Consider the following 18,063-nt stretch of genomic DNA (forward strand, 5'->3'; position numbering starts at 1 on the left):
GATGGGTTACGGTGTTTTAGAGAACTTCGAACAGACCCGCAGCGCCCATACCGCCACCAACACACATGGTGCAGACAACGTATTTCGCGCCCCGACGCTTGCCTTCGATCAGCGCATGGCCAACCATCCGCGCGCCCGACATACCGTAAGGGTGGCCGATAGAAATCGCGCCGCCGTTCACGTTCAGCAACTCGTCCGGAATACCCAAAACATCACGGGAATGGATCACCTGGACGGCAAAAGCCTCGTTCAGTTCCCACAGACCGATGTCGTCCATCTTCAAACCATGCGCTTTCAGCAGTTTTGGAACCGCATAGATCGGACCGATGCCCATCTCGTCCGGTGCCAGACCGGCAGCCATCACACCAATATAACGACCCAGCGGTTGCAGGCCTTTCTGCTCGGCAAGTTTGGCTTCCATCACAACCGCAGCAGACGCGCCATCAGACAGTTGCGAGGCGTTACCGGCGGTAATGAACTTGCCTTCCTTGATGACCAGACCGTCCTTGAACACAGGCTGCAAACCGGCAAGCGACTCTTCAGTCGTGCTCGGGCGGTTGCCTTCGTCCTTGTCCAGCGTCACTTCGTGCTCGGTGACTTCCTTCGTTTCCTTGTTCATCACCTTCATGGTGGAGGTCAAAGGCACGATTTCGTCATCAAACTTGCCAGCCTGCTGGGCTGCGTGGGTGCGGGCTTGGGACTGTGCAGCATAGGCATCTTGCGCCTCGCGGGACACGTTGTAGCGGGCCGCAACGGTCTCGGCGGTTTCCAGCATGGACATATACATATCGGGCTGATGCTCTTTGAACCACGGGTCAGGTGTCAGGAACATATTCGGTGTTTGCACGGTGGACACGGATTCAACACCGCCCCCCACAACAACATCCATACCATCAGTGATGACCTGCTTTGCCGCTGTCGCAATCGCCATCATGCCAGAAGCACACTGACGGTCCAGTGACATACCCGGCGCTGTGATGCCGAGCCCTGCGCGAATGGCCGCCTGACGGGCAATGTTGGTGCTGGTGGAGCCTTGTTGCAGGGCAGCGCCCATCACAACATCATCCACTTCAACGCCTTCGACACCGGCGCGCTGCACTGCGTGTTTGATCGCGTGGCCGGCCAGTTCCTGACCAAGCGTTGCGTTGAAAGCACCGCGATAGGCTTTGCCGATCGGTGTACGGGCGGTAGATACAATAACTGCGTCGCGCATTATGCTAGTTCCTTATTTTTCCAGTTTGATGCCAGCCAGATCGGCGGCGTTCTTGGCGTATTTTCCGGTTTGTTCAAAAGCTTGGGTCAGGATTTCCTGATCCGTCGGGTCTGTTACCTTATCCCATTGGGCAGCGACATTTTCAGGTGTGATGTCATCACCCCCAAGGGTAATGCCCTTGGTTTCGTACACGCGGGTTTGCGCAAAAGAGCCGCCACCGGCGCCCATGATCACGCGGGAAGGTGCGTCTTCTGAAACAAGGTAGAGCACGCCCGGTGTAATGGTTTCAGGGCGCAGCAACTCACCTACTTCCGGCGTGAACAGCTCTTCCGTCATGCGGGTTGTCGCGGTTGGTGCCAGCGTGTTGACGCGAATATCGTCCCGCGCGCCTTCCATGTGCAACACGTTCATCAGACCCATCATCGCTGCCTTGGCCGCGCCATAGTTGGACTGGCCGAAGTTGCCGTACAGCCCCGAGGAAGAGGCGGTCAGAACGATCCGCCCATAGCCCTGCTCGCGCATAATGGGCCAGACGGTGTGTGTTACGGTGGCGGTGCCGATCAGATGCACATCAACAACTTTTTTAAAGTCGTCCAGCGTCATTTTGGAGAACGTTTTGTCCCGCAGGATACCGGCATTGTTGATCAGGATGTCGATGCGGCCCCATTTGTCCATGGCTTGTTGCACCATGTCCTTGACCTCTGCCTCGTTCGAGACATCTGCACCGTGGGCCATCGCTTCGCCGCCCGCTTCGATGATTTCAGCGACGACGGCCTCTGCCTCGGCAGAAGACCGCCCCTGCCCGTCCGCTGCAACCCCGAGATCGTTTACAACGACCTTGGCGCCGCGCGCGGCCAGTCCCAGCGCATGGCTGCGCCCCAGTCCGATGCCTGCTCCTGTTACGATGGCAACTTTTCCATCAAAACGGATTGTCATGCTTAATATCCTTTTATTTTCGCGATCTGTTCGGCGTGGTAGCCGTAATCGCCCAACCATTCCTGCGCCACGCGGGCGCGTTTCATGAAGAAGCCCATGTCGAACGCATCGGTCATACCGATCCCGCCGTGCATCTGCACCCCTTCCATCACCGCCAGCTTTGCGGTCTGGCAGGCTCTCGCCTTGGCCAGCGACACGGCCAGTGCAGCATTCTCGGGATCTTCGTCCATCATCCGGCCCGCATTTGCTATTGTGGATGTGGTGACTTCAATATCGGACCACAGATGCGCCGCACGGTGTTGCAGCGCCTGAAACTGGCCGATCAGCACACCAAACTGTTTACGCTCCTGCAAGTAACTGACTGTCATTCCGAACGCGCCGGAACTCAGCCCCGTCATTTCCGCTGCAAGTGCGGCCTGACCGGCACGCAGTGCAGGATTAAGAACGCTCATGGCCTGATCAACGGTGCCAACCACGTCTTCACCTGTGGCCTCCACACCGTCAAAGCTGATCTGCGCACTGTCTCGGGCATCAATCATATTCTGCGCTGTACGGGTGATCCCGTCGCGGTCTGCCGGAATGTCAAACAGGGTCAGTGCATCGTCCGCATCCCCCGTACGGGCCAGAACCAACAACCGGTCGGCCGATCCGCCGTCCACCACAAAGGTTTTCTCCCCGCTCAGCGAAAAGCCGTTCCCGACCCGTTCCGCCTGCATCTGTGTCTTGCTCGGGGCGTGTTTGACACCCTCGTCCAGCGCCAGTGCATAGGTCAGATCACCGCTCGCGATTTTGGCCAGCGCCTCGGCAGCGCGGGGATTGTCCGCCACCTGCCGCAGCGCCGTTGCTGCCATGACAGCCGTGGAGATAAACGGTGAGGATACCAGCGTTTTTCCCATCTCCTGCGCCAGCAGGTTGGCCGCTGCGTGCCCCATATCAATACCGCCCTGATCTTCAGGGACCAGAACGCCAGTCCAGCCAAGATCGGCCATCTGCTTCCACAGTTCGGGGTTATAGGCTTTGCCAGCATCGCGCAGTTCGCGGAACTTCTCCACCGGAGAGGCTTCGTCCAGAAAGCCGCGGGCGCTGTCCACCAGCATTGTTTCATCTTCGTTTAATGTCAGATTTGTCATAGTAAATTACCCCGGAAGCCCTAAAACACGCTTTGAAATGATGGAAAGCATCACTTCTGATGTTCCCCCTTCAATCGAGTTTGCTTTGGTCCGCAGCCAGTCCGCAGGCAAACTGCCCGTCGCACCGTCCCATTGCAGCGCCTCCGATCCGCCCGCCGACATGAACAACTCGTGCTTGCGTTTGTTCAGCTCGGTCCCGGCATATTTCAGCATGGCAGAGGCATCGCCCACACCTTTACCGCCAGCAGCCTGATCCTTGTAACGCTCGATCGTCAGGGCCACAGACATTTCCTCTATGTCACAGGCTATTGCTTCTGTGCGAAGGGACGCTTCGGACAGGTCGTGTCCCGCATCTGCCAGCACCTTGGCCAACGAACGCCCTGCGCCACGTCCCGAGCCGCCACCAGAAATCATTTCACGCTCATGGGTCAGCAGATATTTCGCCACATCCCAGCCGCGGTTTTCCGTGCCGACAATCTGGTCTTTCGGAACCTTCACATCATCAAAGAATGTCTCGCAAAAAGGGGAAGCGCCAGAGATCAGCTTGATCGGGCGGGTCGAAACCCCTCCCGACTGCATGTCAAACAACAGGAAGGAAATACCCTTGTGTTTCGGTGCGTCCTTGTCAGTCCGGATAAGGGCGAAAATCCAGTCAGCCTTATCCGCATAAGAGGTCCAGACCTTCTGGCCGTTTACCAGCCAGTGATCGCCTTTATCTTCGCCCTTGGATTGAACACTCGCAAGATCGGAACCGGCCCCCGGTTCGGAATAGCCCTGACACCAGCGGATTTCGCCACGGGTTATGGGTGGAAGGTAATGCAGTTTCTGTTCATGGCTCCCGAAATGCAGCAATGCCGGGCCAAGCATCCAGATACCGAAGGATTGCAGCGGCAGACGCGCGTTGATGCGGTCGAGTTCGGAAAGCCAGACCTTTTCCTGATCGCGGTCAAACCCTGCCCCGCCGTATTCCTGCGGCCATGTCGGGCAGGTCAGGCCGTTCTCGGCACAGACGTTTAACCACTGTTTTTGCGCATCAGACTGGAAGGTCCAGTTGCGGCCTCCCCAGCAGATCGAATCTGCTGTGGTGTCCCCGTCCTGCATCTCGGCAGGGCAGTTTTCTGCCAGCCAGGCGCGTATTTCCGCGCGGAATTTCTCTGGATTTGTGGTGTCAAACGGCACGGCTTTCCTCCCAAACGCTGCGTCATGTTCCGCTAGGCAGAATTGCATTTCACTTGTTCGTTGACAAGATTGTTCCAGCCCCTGAACGTGTGCGTGATGTAACGTCATTTTGATCTGGGAGACACGCAATGCGCGCGATGATGAGTAAAGAAGCCGGTGGTCCGGAGACACTGGAACTGACCGAAACAGAAACCCCCAAACCGGGCAAGGGAGAGGTCGTAATCCGTGTACGGGCGGCCGGTGTGAACTTCCCCGATACTTTGATTATCAAGGACTTGTACCAGATAAAGCCCCAGCGCCCTTTTGCGCCGGGCGGTGAGATTTCCGGCGAGATCGAGAGCCTTGGCGAAGGCGTGGACACTGTCTCTGTGGGCGACCGCGTGCTGGCTGTGCCCGGATATAACGGGTTTTCCACCCATGTCGTCGCCCATAAATCCACACTGGTGCCAATCCCCGACGACATGCCGTTCGATCAGGCGGCCTGCTTTATCCTGACCTACGGCACGTCCCATTATGCGCTGAAACAGCGGGCCAATCTGAAGGAAGGCGAGACCCTGCTGATCCTCGGGGCGGCAGGCGGTGTCGGCGCGGCGGCCATCGAACTTGGCAAGGCGATGGGCGCGCGGGTGATTGCGGCTGTGTCCTCCGAGGAAAAAGCAGCCTTCTGCAAGGAACTGGGCGCGGATGAAACACTGATCTATCCCCGCGAGATGGACCGCGATGCACAAAAGGAATTTTCCGGCGCGATCAAGGAACTGGCCGGACCAAAAGGCGTGCAGGTGGTGTATGACGCTGTGGGGGGCAACTATGCCGAACCGGCTGTGCGCTCACTTGGCTGGGAAGGGCGTTTTCTGGTGGTTGGCTTCCCTGCCGGCATTCCGAAACTCCCGCTGAACCTGACCTTGCTGAAGAACTGTCAGGTGGTTGGCGTGTTCTGGGGCGCCTTCACACAAATGGAACCCGATGTACATCAGGCCAACCTGAAAGAGCTGTTCGGCATGTGGTCGAAGGGCCAGATCAAACCGCAGATTTCAGCGTCTTTCCCGCTCGAACAAGCGGCTGACGCATTGCGCTTGCTGGAAAACCGCAAGGTGCTGGGGAAAGTCGTCCTGAACGTCGATTAAGACCACGCTGCAATTAAGTTTAAAGGGCAAAGCTGCGGCTTTGCCCTTTTTCATTTCCTTAACATCTACCCGCACCAGCGATCAGGCCGCGCCACGGTAATTCCGGCAGACTGGACTTCCGGATCATCCGTTTCCGGCAGTCTGCCCAACTCCCCGAACGTCCTTACTCCCCGAGGTGGTTGCAGTCGTTGTAACTGCGCACAAAAAACCGGTCTTTTGTTAACACAACCCGGCTGATCGAACCGTTGGAAGCCCCGATCATCGCAAAGGGTTTGCAACCCGTAGCAATCGACATGATCGCCCCCACAACGCCACCGTGGACACAAAAAGCGATCCGCTCTCCGGCGTGATTGTCAAGCAGGCGCCACAGGCCCCGCTCAACCCGCTCATGCAATTCTGCTGTGGTTTCCGCGCCCGGAATATGCCCCCATTCATGCTCGGCTTTGGCGCGCATGAATTCCGGCGCCCCTTCGGCTGATTTGATCCGGTAAAGACCGCCGTCCCACTCTCCGAGCCGGATTTCCCGCAGGTCCGGTTCCTCTATCGGCGTCATCCCCAAATGTTGTGCAAGTGGCGCCATGGTCTGGTGGGTCCGCTGGAGAGAGGTCACATAAAGCGCATCAAAGTGCTCGTTCCGCAGGCGTTCGCCCACGGCTTGGGCCTGTGCTTCCCCGCGCGGATGCAGCGGCGGATTTCCGTGACCGTCCTTCATTGGGAAAGACACGCCGGGGCGGGCCGGAATGGTTTCTCCGTGACGGATAAACAGCACATCCACCGCGTTTTCGGGCACGACAAACCGGTGTTGGGGGTATTCTTTCGTCATTGGCGTCTTTCTTCTATTCAAGGTATTTCAGGTATGCCGCCACGTCGCAGCGCCCATTGATTGACAGGTTTTGAAACTTGACCATAGGCTTTTCACAAACCGCATCCCCCGTCAAACAGGAGCTTGCCTTGGACAGCAAACGCACACCGGACTCCCGCTTCTCCGATTTACCGGACTGGGCCTATGCCCCGAATTACATCGACACTCTGGAAGGCTACAAAGATCTGCGGGTGCACTACGTCGATGAGGGACCAAAGGATGCTGACAGGGTCTTCCTGTGCCTGCACGGGCAGCCCACATGGTCCTATCTGTACCGCAAGATGATCCCCGTTTTTGCGGATAGCGGCGCCCGGGTGATTGCGCCGGACTGGCTCGGCTTCGGACGCTCTGACAAACCGGTTGAGGACTCCACCTACAGTTTCAACTTCCACCGCAACATGATCATTGCCTTCATAATGGCGCTGGATCTGCGCAACATCACGCTGGTGGTGCAGGATTGGGGCGGGCTGCTCGGACTGACCCTGCCGCATGCCATGCCGGACCGGATCACCCGACTGTTGGTGATGAACACCTCCATTGCTGTGGGCCAGTCGCCCGGCAAAGGGTTTGAGGACTGGCGCGCCTATAACGCTGCCAATCCGGATCTTGACATTGCCGCCCTGATGAAACGGGCCACGCCGATCCTAAGTGATGCAGAAGCACAGGCCTATGCCGCCCCCTATCCTGACGTGAGCTACAAAGCCGGTGTACGCCGCTTTCCCGATATGGTGATGACCAGCCCCGAGATGGAGGGCGTCGATCACGCGCGGGCGGCACTGGATTTTCTGACACACAACTGGGAAGGCGAAAGCTTCATGGCCATAGGGCATCAGGATCCGGTGCTCGGTCCGCCTGCAATGAAATGGCTGCATAGCGTAATCCGCAATTGCCCGCCTGCACTGGATGTACCAGAGGGCGGCCACTTCCTGCAGGAATGGGGTGCACCAATCGCCCGGGCCGCATTGTCCCATTGGGGCGACAACTGACACGACGCCCGAACTGATACTTCAAACGCAAGGAACACTCTATGAAAACCCGTCAGGTTATCGTCAAGGAACTGCCCAAAGGCGCTTTGACGCAAGATCATTTTGAACTGCAAGAAACCGAACTTCCCGTGCCGCAGGATGGTGAGCTACAGGTGCGCACAATCCTGATGTCCATTGACGCGGCCAACCGCGCATGGATGCAGGGCGCCACCTACCGCCAGCCGATCCTTGCGGGGGATGCCATGCACACCTACGCTCTGGCGGAAGTCACAAAGAGCAGATCGGACAGGTTCACAACAGGGGATATTGTTGCCGTTGAAACCGTTTGGGCCGATCACGCAGTGGTTCCGGCCCGTGGTGCGCTGAAGCTGCCAAAAGTCGGGAAACTGTCGCATCTGATGTCCGTCTATGGCATCGCCGGCAAAACCGCTTTTCACGGCCTGATGTCCGTTGGCCGTCCGCTACCCGGCGAAACTGTCGTTGTTTCTGCCGCCGCCGGATCGGTCGGCGTTTATGTGGGACAAATCGCCAAAGCCATCGGCTGTCGCGTGGTCGGCATTGCGGGTGGTGCGGAGAAGGGCAAATGGGTGGTGGACGAACTCGGCTTTGACGCTTGCGTAGATTACCGCGATCCGGCCTGGTCGAAGGCGCTGAAGGCCGCCTGCCCGGAGGGTATCGACATATACTTTGATAATGTGGGTGGTTCTACCCTTGAAACCGTCTTGTTCCGCATGAACGAACGGGGCCGCGTCGTCTGCTGCGGCGCGATCAGCCAGTATGACGCGTCCAGCCCGAGCGGCCCGCGCAACCTGCCGGGCATGGTGGTTGTCAAACGGCTGCGCATGGAAGGATTCATTGTGATGGATTACGCCCATGAGGACGCAACCGCCCTGCGCGCCTTGCAGAACTGGGTCGAATCCGGCGCGATCAAAGTCCCCGAGGACATCGTGGACGGGCTTGAAAACGCCCCCGCCGCCCTGATTGGTCTGCTCGCCGGTGAAAACCGCGGGAAACGTATGGTACGGGTCGGGCCCGACAGTTAACAACTTCAATGTTCCAAAAATACTCAATGAAAAAGGGGGGCCAGCAAGCCCCCCTTTGTTTAACAATCGCGCTGTTGCATTACGCCTTCGGGTCTTCACCAACCCGCACAAGCTGCTTGCCGAAATTGTCGCCGTTTAACAGCTCCAGAAACGCTGCCGGCGCATTTTCCAGCCCCTCGGCTACGCTTTCACGGAATTTGATCTTACCTGCCGCCATCATCGGCGCGACTTCCTTGAAGAATGCGCCCGCGCTGTCTTGGTGGTCGGGGAAGAGAAAGCCCTGCACGGTCAGACGGTTGGTCAGGATCGTAGACCAGACCGCTGGCAGCGGCGCTGCATCGGCTATGTTATCCCCGTTGTACCACGCGATCATGCCGCAGATTGCAATGCGGCCGAACATGTTCATATTCGGAAGAACCGCTTCCAGCGTTTTGCCGCCCACGTTTTCAAAGTAAACATCGACACCCTGCGGCGCGGCTTCCTTGATTTTTGCGGCCAGTTCTTTTCCGTCTTTGGCCGCTTTATGGTCAAGACATGCGTCAAAGCCCAGTTCTTCTACTGCAAAAGCACATTTTTCTGCACCACCGGCAACGCCGATTACCTTACAGCCTTTGGCCTTGGCCAGTTGACCGGCAAGCCCGCCAACTGCCCCTGTTGCAGCGGAAATCAGGACGGTTTCGCCCTCTTTCATCTTGCCGATTTCGTTCAACCCGATCCAGGCTGTCATGCCCGGCATCCCGAGCACACCAAGATAGGCCGAAAGCGGGGCAGCGGTCGGATCGACCTTACGAATATCGCTTCCATCGGAAATGCCGTGCGTAGCCCAGCCGGTGCGCCCGACGACAATGTCTCCGACCGCGAATTTTTCGTTGTTGGAGGCGATGACTTCACAGATCGCGCCACCCTCCATCGTACCCCCGATTGGCACCGGATCGGCATAGGATTTCGCGTCATTCATCCGGCCGCGCATGTAGGGATCAAGAGACAGCCAGATCGTACGCAGAGTGACCTGTCCGGCACCCATTTCGGGCAGTTCCTTGTCCTCAAAGCGGAAGTTTTCAAGCGTCGGCCAGCCCTTTGGACGGGATGCCAGAGCGACGTGTTGGTAGGTTGTCATGATATACTCCTGAATTCAGATTTGACGGGAGAGTAATCCTCTCCCGCCACAACCGCCAAGGGCATGAAACAATGCCGTTACGTCGCATCACGATTTATTGGGGATCAACGGGGCGGATTGCAGGGTGTGCGGCTTCAATATCGCGACCTGCTGCAATCAGGATATCCTCGCGATAGCGCCGTGCCAGCAGTTGCACGCCCATCGGCTTCCCCGCTGCCGGTTCTGTCGCAACCGCCAAGCCCGGCAAACCAAGAGCGGGAACGGCAAGCTGGGTCAGTTGCGCCCGCATGATCGCCTTGAACCCTTCTTCGGACTGAACATCCGCCTGCTGGTCAAAGGGCAACATCCCCGAGACGGGGCAGATCAACACGGAATATTGCGCCAGAAACAACTGCCACTCGCGCAGGTGGGTGACACGATCCCGCAGCGCGTCAAGCAATCCCCCTGCATCCACCGGCGCGGATAGGGACTGCATCACCGCAAACACATGCTGGCTGTCCGGTTCGCCCTCCTGCTCTACCATACGATCCACGCCTTGCCGCATCTCTGCCAGCCAGAGTTTGGCATTGATGTCAGCGGCGGGTTGCATTGGCGGGCAGTCGACTTCCTCCACCTCCCAGCCAGCATCCGCCAGATCCTTTGCCGCCCCGAGCAAAGCCGCTTCGATTTCCGGTGTTATCTCCATCCCGTCGGGGCGCAGGCAAACGGCCGCACGGCGCGGGAAATCGCCCTGGTCAATAGGCGCAGGCACATACCACGGGTCGCGCAAATCCTCGGCAGCCATCGCCCGCAGGCTAAGATCAATATCGTCCATACTTCGTGCCAGCGGTCCGCCCACAGCCATCAACTGCCCGCCGATATGCCGGTCCGCCCCCGAAGGATTATAGGCCGGCAACCGCCCGAGCGTGGGCCGCAGCCCGTGGATACCGCAGGCATAAGCAGGGTAGCGGATCGACCCGCCAATATCCGTGCCATGCCCGATAGCAGCCATCCCGCTGGCCACCGAAGACCCCGCCCCGCCGGAAGACCCGCCCGGCGTAATATTCTTCCCGTGGGGATTGAGCGTCTGGCCATGCAGGTTGTTCTTGGTAAACCAGCGCAGGGAAAAAGCAGGAGTGTTTGTGCGCCCGACGATCACCGCCCCGGCCTTGCGCATATTGGCGACAACGGGACTGTCCTGTTCTGCAACAAGGTTTTCAAGCAATTTCAAGCCATTCGTGGTCGCATGGCCGACCTGATCCACGTTAACCTTGATCGTCACCGGCACACCGGCCATCGGTCCGACATCCCGCCCCGCCGCAATATCCGCATCTATGGCGGCGGCTGCTGCCAGTGCTTCCTCCGGCATGTGTTGCACTACTGCGTTCAGATCGGGGTTTACGGCATCGATCCGGTCCAGATGGGCTTTGGTAACTTCGGTGGCGGAAAGGTCTTTGCTACGGATTTTCGCGGCAATTTCGGCAGCGGTGAGGCCCCAGAGTTCGGACATTTTCGGTAACTCCTAATCTATTTTTTTAGCATCGTGGCACCACCCGCAACCGAAGTGCAACGGGATTCTTTCCGTCAGGGCAGACAGAGTCTTTGGAACCTTTCCCGCGCGCGCGTGTTGTGTAGGTGAAACCCATATTTCAAACGGAAAGGTCGAACGCATGTCCGCCCCTGAAACCAACGTTGAAAAACAGAAGAAACGCCACTACGGCCCGCTACTTGGCATGGTCGCAATCGGTGCCGCTGCCATCCTTGTGATGCTGACGCTTACCTATCTGTCAGACGATCTGGACGTAGATGATGCAACCGCGCCTGTGTCGCAAACCGCAACTCCCGAAAACGGCAGCTAGGACTTCTCCCATCCTAACCGCCCCATGGCCCGCCTGCACATTCCTCCCGAATGCAGGCGGGCTTTTTGCGTCTTATTTGCCTGTCGTCAGGACAGTCCTGCAGTAACGGCCCGTGCCAGCTTACTGACGAGCTCGTCTATCTGGGCATCGCTGATAATGAACGGTGGGGCCAGCAGCACATGATCGCCACTTTGCCCGTCGATGGTGCCGCCCATCGGATAGCAGATCATACCAGCCTCAAACGCCGCTGCCTTTATCCGTGCCGCCGTCTTGCGTTGCGGATCAAGCGGTGTCTTGCTCTGCCGGTCTGCCACCAGTTCCACCCCCACAAACAGCCCGCGCCCGCGGATGTCTCCAATATTGGGGTGCGCATTAAACTCGGCTGACAGGGCAGCCCTCAATCTTTGGCCCTGACGCTCCGCCGCTGTGACCAGATCCCGCTCATGCAAGGATTTCAGCACAGCAACACCGGCTGCTGCGGCACAGGGATGCCCGATATACGTATGCCCGTGCTGGAAAAAGCCGCTGCCCTCTTCGATAGTCCGGTAAATTTCCTTGCTGCACAACATCGCACCAATCGGCTGGTATCCCGCACCCAAGCCTTTGGCGATACACAGAATATCCGGTGCCACCCCGTCCTGTTCACAGGCAAACAAACTGCCGGTGCGCCCCATACCACACATGACTTCGTCCAGTATCAGCAGGATACCGTATTGATCGCAAATCTCGCGGATACGCTTGAAATAGCCCTTCACGGCAGGCACCGCCCCGGCAGTGGCCCCCACTACCGGCTCCGCAATAAAGGCCATAACGGTTTCCGGCCCGACCCGCAGCAGTTCTTCTTCCAACAGGTTGGCGGCACGGATGCCATAGGCTTCCTCGCTCTCGCTGTCCTGCTGCAAACGATAGGCGTAACACGGGTCGATATGGCTCATGTCGATCAGCAGCGGGCCGAACTGGGCACGCCGCCACGCATTGCCCCCTGCCGAAAGCGCCCCCATCGTATTGCCGTGGTAGCTTTGCTTGCGGGCGATCAATCGGCCCCGCTGCGGCTCTCCTTTTTCGACAAAATACTGCCGTGCCAGTTTCAACGCCGCTTCAACCGCTTCGGAGCCGCCGGAGACAAGGTAAACACGGTCCAGATCACCGGGCGCCTGCGCGATCAGCATATCCGCAAGTGTCTCAGCCGGTTCGGAGGTCAGAAACCCCGTATGGGCATAGGCAAGACTGTCCAGTTGCGCCTTGACCGCCTCTATAACCGTGCGGTCATTGTGACCCAGACAGGACACAGCCGCCCCGCCGGAAGCATCAAGATACTGCTTACCATCCGCATCATAAAGGTAGCAGCCGTCACCGCGCACCGCGACGGGTGGGGACTGTTTCGTGTGGCGGGGGAAGATATGGGACATTACAGGCTCCTAAGCAGCACCGGGGATTCTGACCCTCCGGCTCCCTTCGTTGAATTTATCCATGGAAAAGGACCAGATCGTGCCCGGCCAGCGCACTTCCATTTCTTGCAATCTCGGGCGGTAAACGGCGGTGTAAAGCGTACCGAATCCCGCGTCGAAAGCAGTGGAATACAGCGGCGGCTTGAGAAACGCACCTATAAATTTATCCTCCGGATCACGGTGTAGCGCCATACGCTGTAACAAAAAACGCTCCCGTTCGACCGTGGCGGTAAACCGCGCGTGGCTGACCCATTCCACGTTCTCCTGATGGTTGGTCGCAACCGCCGCGCGGGTGATCACGGCAGGTCGGTCCGGTGCCATCATAGCCGTCAGATACTGGCGTTTTGCATCCAGCACGGTGACGTTATAGCTCATGTGCGTTGGCACACGGGCAAGGACCCTGCCCGCCTGTTCCGCGGTTTCGCAAGTCTGCAATACATAGCGCAGGATCAATGGCACACCGAAACCCGTCCCGACAATGCGCCGCCCTCCGAAAGTCAACGAAATGGCCAGCCCCGCATCATTGCAGCCATCCACCATTCCCCACAAGCCGTCAGAGAGGCCCATCACCCGACGCCCCTGCCAGCCGGTGTGAAGTATCAGACTGTCAAAAGCATTGGGATTGTAATCGTAGTTGCGCACAAGAACCGGCTCCTTGCCGGTCCAGATTGCCTGCGAACACCCTGCCAGATAAGGCGGAGGGCAATAAAAGCTGAGAAACCGCGCCGCCTGATCGCCGCCGCCCGCCAGTTCGCACAGTGTGTCGTAAAGCGGCACAATCTCGGGCATGTGGGTTTCCAGCGCACGGCGGCTTTCCAGATAGCTCGGTCGCGCACTGTCCCCTTCCCGCGTCCACCAGCGCCTGTAAAGGGGCCAGTATTCGTCAAACAGCCCGGACCACTTGGAACCGGGCTGTTCTTCGCTGATTGCACGCCAGTACATGGCTGCCCTTACAAGATCTTGAAGGCTGGATCGGCTACCGCAGGCCCTGCGTCAGCCACAGGCAGCGCCTTGCCGTTCACGGATTGCTTGATGCCATGAATCCACTTTTTCGCCCGCTCGTTCAGCTGGAAGCCTTTGGTCATAGAGCGGCCCCGCGTCACCAGAATACCGATGTCCGCACCTTCATAGCGATAGTCGCCCGGTTGCAGGATACGCAGGAAAAACGCCTCGTTCTCGCTTTCGACTGCGCGGCGGTGATAATCAAACCGGTCGAACACAACGCGGCCGTCTTCCAGCATCTTGTAAATCCCCGTTTCCGGTGCTTCGGTACAGATATCCACGCTGTCGTCAGTATGTTTGATCACCATCTGCGACCAGCTGTCGATCATATCGGGATCGGCCCAGCGGTTGTTCAGCTCTTCCGTGTCGAGATCGAACTTCTTGCGGGAAAACTCCAGCAGGTGGAACAGGAAAAGCGGCGCATCCGCGTGAGCAAAGGCCGCGTGGTTGGTCATCGACGACGCCCCTGTGATCCGCGGATTCAGTTCCCCGAGCCACAAATCGCCGGTCTTTTTGTCGATCAGGAAATCCAGTTCGAAATACCCGCGATAACCTTCCTTGCGCAGCTGCTCCCCGAATTTGAAGGTCAGTTCCCGCGCCTTTTCGCGCACTTTCGGCGGAAAGGCGGTGGACAGGATTTCATTGCCGCACCAGCCACCGCGATAAGGTGTCAGTTCGCTAAAGCCAACCAGTTCGGTCATCAGCGGCCCAACGATCGTGCCTTCCTTGGTGGCGCAGCCCTCAATCGCAGAGCCACGGCAATCGATACGCTTCATGATCTTGATCTCGCCCTCTCCGACAATTTCGTGCTCATGGCGGCGGAAATCGGCCTCGTTCTTGATAAAGAATGTCGTGTGGCCGCTGTCGCCAAAGGCCGATTGCAGCACAAGATCATGGCCAAGCTTGGCCTTCTCGCAGGTTTTGCGCAGGTCGTCGTAATCTTTCACCTCGGCCAGAACGTTCGGAACTGACGGCACGCCCGCCTTATTGCCAATCCGCACGGTTTCGATCTTGTTGTCCATCTTGGTGCGCAGTTTGGCTTTGGGGAACCACACATCCGCGCCCAGTTCTTTGGACAGGCGTTCGGTTTCCTCGTCAAACATCAGAAAGACGAATTTCGGCTTGCCACCGCGCCGCTTGATGAAATCGATGACCTCTTTGTGTTGCAGCAGGTAGTTGTTGATGTCCTCGATGCTCTGGAATTCCGCGTGGGGCTGTTCGGACGGGCAGAAGACATTCGGATGCTTACCGCCATAACAGTCTATGTAGCAGATATATTTGAAGTTTTTGACCCATTCATCCAGACCGAGCAGATTGAAATTGGTAGCCGAAATAAAATAGATCGGATCTTCGTTGCGGTGGAAGAAGCGCCGGATTTCAGAGATGTTTTTGAGAACTGTCGCCATAGTATTGTCCTTTATTATTCGGCTGCGGTTTGAATGGTTTTATCTGAGACAAGGTTTGCGAGGGCGTCCTGAGTGAACACGCGCAGGCCCAGATCCGCGCGGTAGCCATGGATTTCGTTCACATCAAGCGCCCGCATGAAATCAAGGATTTCGCGGCTGATAACCTGTCCGGGAACAAGGATCGGAAAGCCGGGCGGATAGGGGATAATAAAGCTGGCGGAAACCAGTTCCTTTCCTTCTTCCATCGCCGCCTTTAGCGATCCGTTCAGTTCGAGATAATCGCAATTTTTCTCATCGTAGCTGAGGTAGTAGGCTTTGCGGATATCCCCTTCGGGGGTCAGGTTATCGGGTCGGAACCCGTCATGGAAACGGCTGAAATCTGGCAGCGGCGGATAGTTTTCCGTCAGGTTTGCCACCCGCCGGTCAAAGGCCAGACGCTCCATATTTGACGCATCGTCCAGAAGGTCGTCCAGCTCGTTCGCAATTTCCACAAGCACTTCGATCAGGTAAGCCACCGAAGAGCGCGTTGTGCCGATATTTGTCATGAACAGGACGGTATTGCGCGAGGTTTTATTGATCTGGATGCCGTATTTGTCCATCAGCACCTGATTTTTGAACGTGTCACCGTCCCATCCGGTGCCGCCCACAGCAAGCGTAACGCGGGTTGCGTCCAGCACGAAATCATCCCGTTCCCAACACTCCCACAGGTCGGTCCAGCCCTGTTCCGTATCAAAATAACTGCTGACCCCGCTCTGGCGGTAACAGTCTGGGATCATATCCCCGGCCGTCAGAACCTTGAAGTATTTCTGCAACAACGGATGGCTGCTGATCGCGCGGCGCAGCGCCATAGCGGCCTCTATCTGGCGCTGGACGAACTCGAAACCTTCCAGTTCCACCTGCCGCCGTCCCACATCAAGCGAGGCAATAATCTGGTAGTTGGGCGAGGTTGAGGTATGGGTCATGTAGGCTTCGTGGAAGTTCTGCTCCACCTCGCCTTTGAAGTCCTGATCGTTGACGTGGATCATTGATCCCTGCCGCAGGGATGTCAGGGTTTTATGGGTGGATTGCGTGGCATAGGCCCTGACCCGCGCTGTGGGCGGCGGGATCAGCCGCGTGTTCAAAAGGTCTTCGTCACTGGCACCTTCGAGCTGTTTTTGCTGCGCTTCAAAAGCTGCAACGTGCTGGTCCGAGCGTAACCGCTTGCGCAGATTATTGGCCGAGCGCATCGCAGTGCGCTGCCGGTAAGTGGGGCTAAAGCGGGCAAATGCAAACCATGCTTCGTCCCACAGGAAAACAAGGTCCGGCTTGATTGCCAGACACTCCTCCATTACCCGCTGCACGTTGTAAACAACCCCGTCAAATGTGCAGTTGGTGAGTAACAACATGCGGACGCGATCCAGTTTGCCAGCAGCTTTCAAGGCCAGAAGCTGGTGCTTGATCTCGCGCAAGGGCACCGCGCCATACATGGAATATTCATTGAGCGGATAGCTGTCGAGATAGAGCACCTCTGCACCTGCCAGCACCATCCCGTAGTGGTGGGATTTATGACAATCCCTATCTACCAGAACGATATCTCCGGGACGCACCAGCGCCTGCACGACAATCTTGTTACAGGTCGATGTGCCGTTGGTGGCAAAAAATGTCTGCTTTGATCCAAAGGCACGGCTGGCCAGTTCCTGTGCTTTTTTGATCGGCCCGCTTGGTTCCAGCAGGCTGTCGAGCCCGCCGGATGTGGCAGAAGTTTCCGCCAGAAAGATGTTCGGTCCGTAAAACGCCCCCATATCCTGAATCCAGTGGGACCGGCTGATGGATTTACCACGGCTGATTGGCATGGCGTGGAAAACGCCGGTGGGCTGTTTTGAATATTCGACCAGCGCCGTGAAAAACGGCGATTTGTTTCGTGCCCCAACCCCGCGCAGGATGTTGAGGTGCAATTCCATGAAATCTTCCTGATTGTAGAAAACCCGCCGGCAGATCCCCAAATCCAGACCTGCAATTTCTTCCACCGAACGTTCGGTGACAAGATAGGCATCCAGTTCGGGTCGGACCTGCTGTATCAGGCGGCACAATTCAGCGCCGTAGTTTTCCGGCAGCAGATTGTCCAGATCCTCACCACTGCCCAGATGGGACAGGTATTTCTTCAGAAGTTCGTTTTCGTTTCTGGATTTCAGTGTCAGGCCCGGACGGGCGACGATGGCCTGAATATTGTGGTTGAACAGCACCGCAATCAACGCGTCTTCCAGACTGGGAACCACCACTGCTTCATAATGGAACGGGTCCTCGATCCGGCGCATCCGCTCCATATTGCTCTTGATCCAGCGTTCCTGCTGGTCGTTCACATTATCGACGATGAGAACTTCGAAATAGGGCCGCGTCATGGCCCGCGCCTCGGGTGAGAGCAGCGCCTCGTCGTTGTTTTCCTCTTCATCCATACTGTCCCGTTCCAGCGGGATGGAACGCCGCCTGTAAGACCCGGTCGTCAGGGCACGGGTCACACGGGTGACGGAAAAGGCTACGTCCTCAAAATGCCCGTTATCGAACTGGCGGCGCATGTGGACAAAGGCCGGCATACCCGGAAAGGCCCAATAGGGTTCGATACGCGACAGCGCTTTGAACAGTTCCTGAACCTCGTCGGAATAGTTCTTGATTTTGGCTTGGGAGGTTTCCCTGCAAATCGCGGAAACTGCGGCGCGCAATGCGGCCCACCTGTCAGACCGCAATTGCGTTGCCGAATAATACTCGCTGACAGAATCCATCGGTTGCTCTCCTTCTTAAAGGC

The 18,063-nt window shown here is 57.6% G+C and carries 15 protein-coding genes; 4 read left to right on the forward strand and 11 right to left on the reverse strand.

Annotation, left to right across the window (positions count from 1 at the left end; translation table 11 throughout):
• Nucleotides 1–16: 16 nt before the first annotated feature.
• From C0U40_RS17365 to C0U40_RS17380, 4 genes are read right to left on the reverse strand one after another with little or no spacing between them, the layout of a single operon-like run.
• Nucleotides 17–1,213 carry an acetyl-CoA C-acyltransferase gene (locus tag C0U40_RS17365; protein WP_101657067.1) on the reverse strand — a complete coding sequence of 399 codons (1,197 nt, stop codon included), beginning with the start codon at nucleotides 1,211–1,213 and terminating at the stop codon, nucleotides 17–19.
• A 12-nt stretch (nucleotides 1,214–1,225) separates the two neighbouring features.
• On the reverse strand, nucleotides 1,226–2,149 hold the full coding sequence (locus C0U40_RS17370) for an SDR family NAD(P)-dependent oxidoreductase (protein WP_101657068.1): 924 nt from the start codon (nucleotides 2,147–2,149) through the stop codon (nucleotides 1,226–1,228).
• Nucleotides 2,150–2,151: 2 nt separating this feature from the next.
• Entirely contained in the window at nucleotides 2,152–3,279 is a 1,128-nt protein-coding gene (locus C0U40_RS17375) for an acyl-CoA dehydrogenase family protein (RefSeq protein WP_286135075.1), read from the reverse strand.
• A 6-nt stretch (nucleotides 3,280–3,285) separates the two neighbouring features.
• Nucleotides 3,286–4,458: an acyl-CoA dehydrogenase family protein gene (locus C0U40_RS17380; protein ID WP_286135076.1), complete on the reverse strand. Its 1,173-nt coding sequence runs from the start codon at nucleotides 4,456–4,458 to the stop codon at nucleotides 3,286–3,288.
• 128 nt (nucleotides 4,459–4,586) lie between these two features.
• Here C0U40_RS17380 and C0U40_RS17385 point away from each other — a divergent pair, with 128 nt between their 5' ends.
• Nucleotides 4,587–5,582, forward strand: coding sequence for an NADPH:quinone oxidoreductase family protein (locus C0U40_RS17385; RefSeq protein WP_101657070.1), 996 nt, complete (start codon nucleotides 4,587–4,589; stop codon nucleotides 5,580–5,582).
• Nucleotides 5,583–5,745: 163 nt separating this feature from the next.
• On the opposite strand, the gene C0U40_RS17390 is transcribed toward C0U40_RS17385, so the two are convergent.
• Nucleotides 5,746–6,405, reverse strand: coding sequence for a histidine phosphatase family protein (locus C0U40_RS17390; protein ID WP_101657071.1), 660 nt, complete (start codon nucleotides 6,403–6,405; stop codon nucleotides 5,746–5,748).
• A gap of 128 nt (nucleotides 6,406–6,533) precedes the next feature.
• Between C0U40_RS17390 and C0U40_RS17395 the strand changes: the two genes are divergently transcribed.
• Together C0U40_RS17395 and C0U40_RS17400 are read left to right on the forward strand one after the other, a co-directional pair.
• Complete coding sequence (locus C0U40_RS17395) at nucleotides 6,534–7,430, forward strand: haloalkane dehalogenase (protein ID WP_101657072.1); 897 nt, start codon at nucleotides 6,534–6,536, stop codon at nucleotides 7,428–7,430.
• Nucleotides 7,431–7,471: 41 nt separating this feature from the next.
• Nucleotides 7,472–8,473 carry an NADP-dependent oxidoreductase gene (locus C0U40_RS17400; protein ID WP_101657073.1) on the forward strand — a complete coding sequence of 334 codons (1,002 nt, stop codon included), beginning with the start codon at nucleotides 7,472–7,474 and terminating at the stop codon, nucleotides 8,471–8,473.
• A gap of 79 nt (nucleotides 8,474–8,552) precedes the next feature.
• Here C0U40_RS17400 and C0U40_RS17405 read toward each other — a convergent pair whose 3' ends face one another.
• Entirely contained in the window at nucleotides 8,553–9,590 is a 1,038-nt protein-coding gene (locus C0U40_RS17405) for an NADP-dependent oxidoreductase (protein WP_101657074.1), read from the reverse strand.
• Between the two features lie 94 nt (nucleotides 9,591–9,684).
• Complete coding sequence (locus tag C0U40_RS17410) at nucleotides 9,685–11,079, reverse strand: amidase family protein (protein ID WP_101657075.1); 1,395 nt, start codon at nucleotides 11,077–11,079, stop codon at nucleotides 9,685–9,687.
• Nucleotides 11,080–11,239: 160 nt separating this feature from the next.
• Between C0U40_RS17410 and C0U40_RS17415 the strand changes: the two genes are divergently transcribed.
• Nucleotides 11,240–11,428, forward strand: a complete 189-nt coding sequence (locus C0U40_RS17415) for a hypothetical protein (protein ID WP_101657076.1) — start codon at nucleotides 11,240–11,242, stop codon at nucleotides 11,426–11,428.
• 86 nt (nucleotides 11,429–11,514) lie between these two features.
• Here C0U40_RS17415 and C0U40_RS17420 read toward each other — a convergent pair whose 3' ends face one another.
• Genes C0U40_RS17420 through C0U40_RS17435 form a run of 4 tightly spaced genes read right to left on the reverse strand, consistent with a single transcriptional unit; the run spans nucleotide 11,515 to nucleotide 18,040 of the window.
• The gene (locus C0U40_RS17420; protein WP_101657077.1) at nucleotides 11,515–12,837 is read right to left on the reverse strand and encodes an aspartate aminotransferase family protein; all 1,323 of its coding nucleotides are present in this window, start codon (nucleotides 12,835–12,837) and stop codon (nucleotides 11,515–11,517) included.
• 9 nt (nucleotides 12,838–12,846) lie between these two features.
• Nucleotides 12,847–13,818 carry a C45 family autoproteolytic acyltransferase/hydolase gene (locus tag C0U40_RS17425; protein WP_101657078.1) on the reverse strand — a complete coding sequence of 324 codons (972 nt, stop codon included), beginning with the start codon at nucleotides 13,816–13,818 and terminating at the stop codon, nucleotides 12,847–12,849.
• 8 nt (nucleotides 13,819–13,826) lie between these two features.
• Complete coding sequence (locus C0U40_RS17430) at nucleotides 13,827–15,284, reverse strand: biotin carboxylase (protein ID WP_101657079.1); 1,458 nt, start codon at nucleotides 15,282–15,284, stop codon at nucleotides 13,827–13,829.
• 14 nt (nucleotides 15,285–15,298) lie between these two features.
• On the reverse strand, nucleotides 15,299–18,040 hold the full coding sequence (locus tag C0U40_RS17435) for an aminotransferase class I/II-fold pyridoxal phosphate-dependent enzyme (protein WP_101657080.1): 2,742 nt from the start codon (nucleotides 18,038–18,040) through the stop codon (nucleotides 15,299–15,301).
• Between the last annotated feature and the right edge of the window lie 23 nt (nucleotides 18,041–18,063).

It is taken from the genome of Neptunicoccus cionae (genome assembly GCF_002860325.1).
Taxonomy (GTDB): Bacteria; Pseudomonadota; Alphaproteobacteria; order Rhodobacterales; family Rhodobacteraceae; genus Amylibacter; species Amylibacter lutimaris.

Coding starts and splice junctions, on each gene's coding strand:
- C0U40_RS17365 (WP_101657067.1), bottom strand. CDS start 1,213: ATGCGCGACGCAGTTATTGTATCTACCGCCCGTACACCGATCGGCAAA.
- C0U40_RS17370 (WP_101657068.1), bottom strand. CDS start 2,149: ATGACAATCCGTTTTGATGGAAAAGTTGCCATCGTAACAGGAGCAGGC.
- C0U40_RS17375 (WP_286135075.1), bottom strand. CDS start 3,279: ATGACAAATCTGACATTAAACGAAGATGAAACAATGCTGGTGGACAGC.
- C0U40_RS17385 (WP_101657070.1), top strand. CDS start 4,587: ATGCGCGCGATGATGAGTAAAGAAGCCGGTGGTCCGGAGACACTGGAA.
- C0U40_RS17390 (WP_101657071.1), bottom strand. CDS start 6,405: ATGACGAAAGAATACCCCCAACACCGGTTTGTCGTGCCCGAAAACGCG.
- C0U40_RS17400 (WP_101657073.1), top strand. CDS start 7,472: ATGAAAACCCGTCAGGTTATCGTCAAGGAACTGCCCAAAGGCGCTTTG.
- C0U40_RS17405 (WP_101657074.1), bottom strand. CDS start 9,590: ATGACAACCTACCAACACGTCGCTCTGGCATCCCGTCCAAAGGGCTGG.
- C0U40_RS17410 (WP_101657075.1), bottom strand. CDS start 11,079: ATGTCCGAACTCTGGGGCCTCACCGCTGCCGAAATTGCCGCGAAAATC.
- C0U40_RS17415 (WP_101657076.1), top strand. CDS start 11,240: ATGTCCGCCCCTGAAACCAACGTTGAAAAACAGAAGAAACGCCACTAC.
- C0U40_RS17420 (WP_101657077.1), bottom strand. CDS start 12,837: ATGTCCCATATCTTCCCCCGCCACACGAAACAGTCCCCACCCGTCGCG.
- C0U40_RS17425 (WP_101657078.1), bottom strand. CDS start 13,818: ATGTACTGGCGTGCAATCAGCGAAGAACAGCCCGGTTCCAAGTGGTCC.
- C0U40_RS17430 (WP_101657079.1), bottom strand. CDS start 15,284: ATGGCGACAGTTCTCAAAAACATCTCTGAAATCCGGCGCTTCTTCCAC.
- C0U40_RS17435 (WP_101657080.1), bottom strand. CDS start 18,040: ATGGATTCTGTCAGCGAGTATTATTCGGCAACGCAATTGCGGTCTGAC.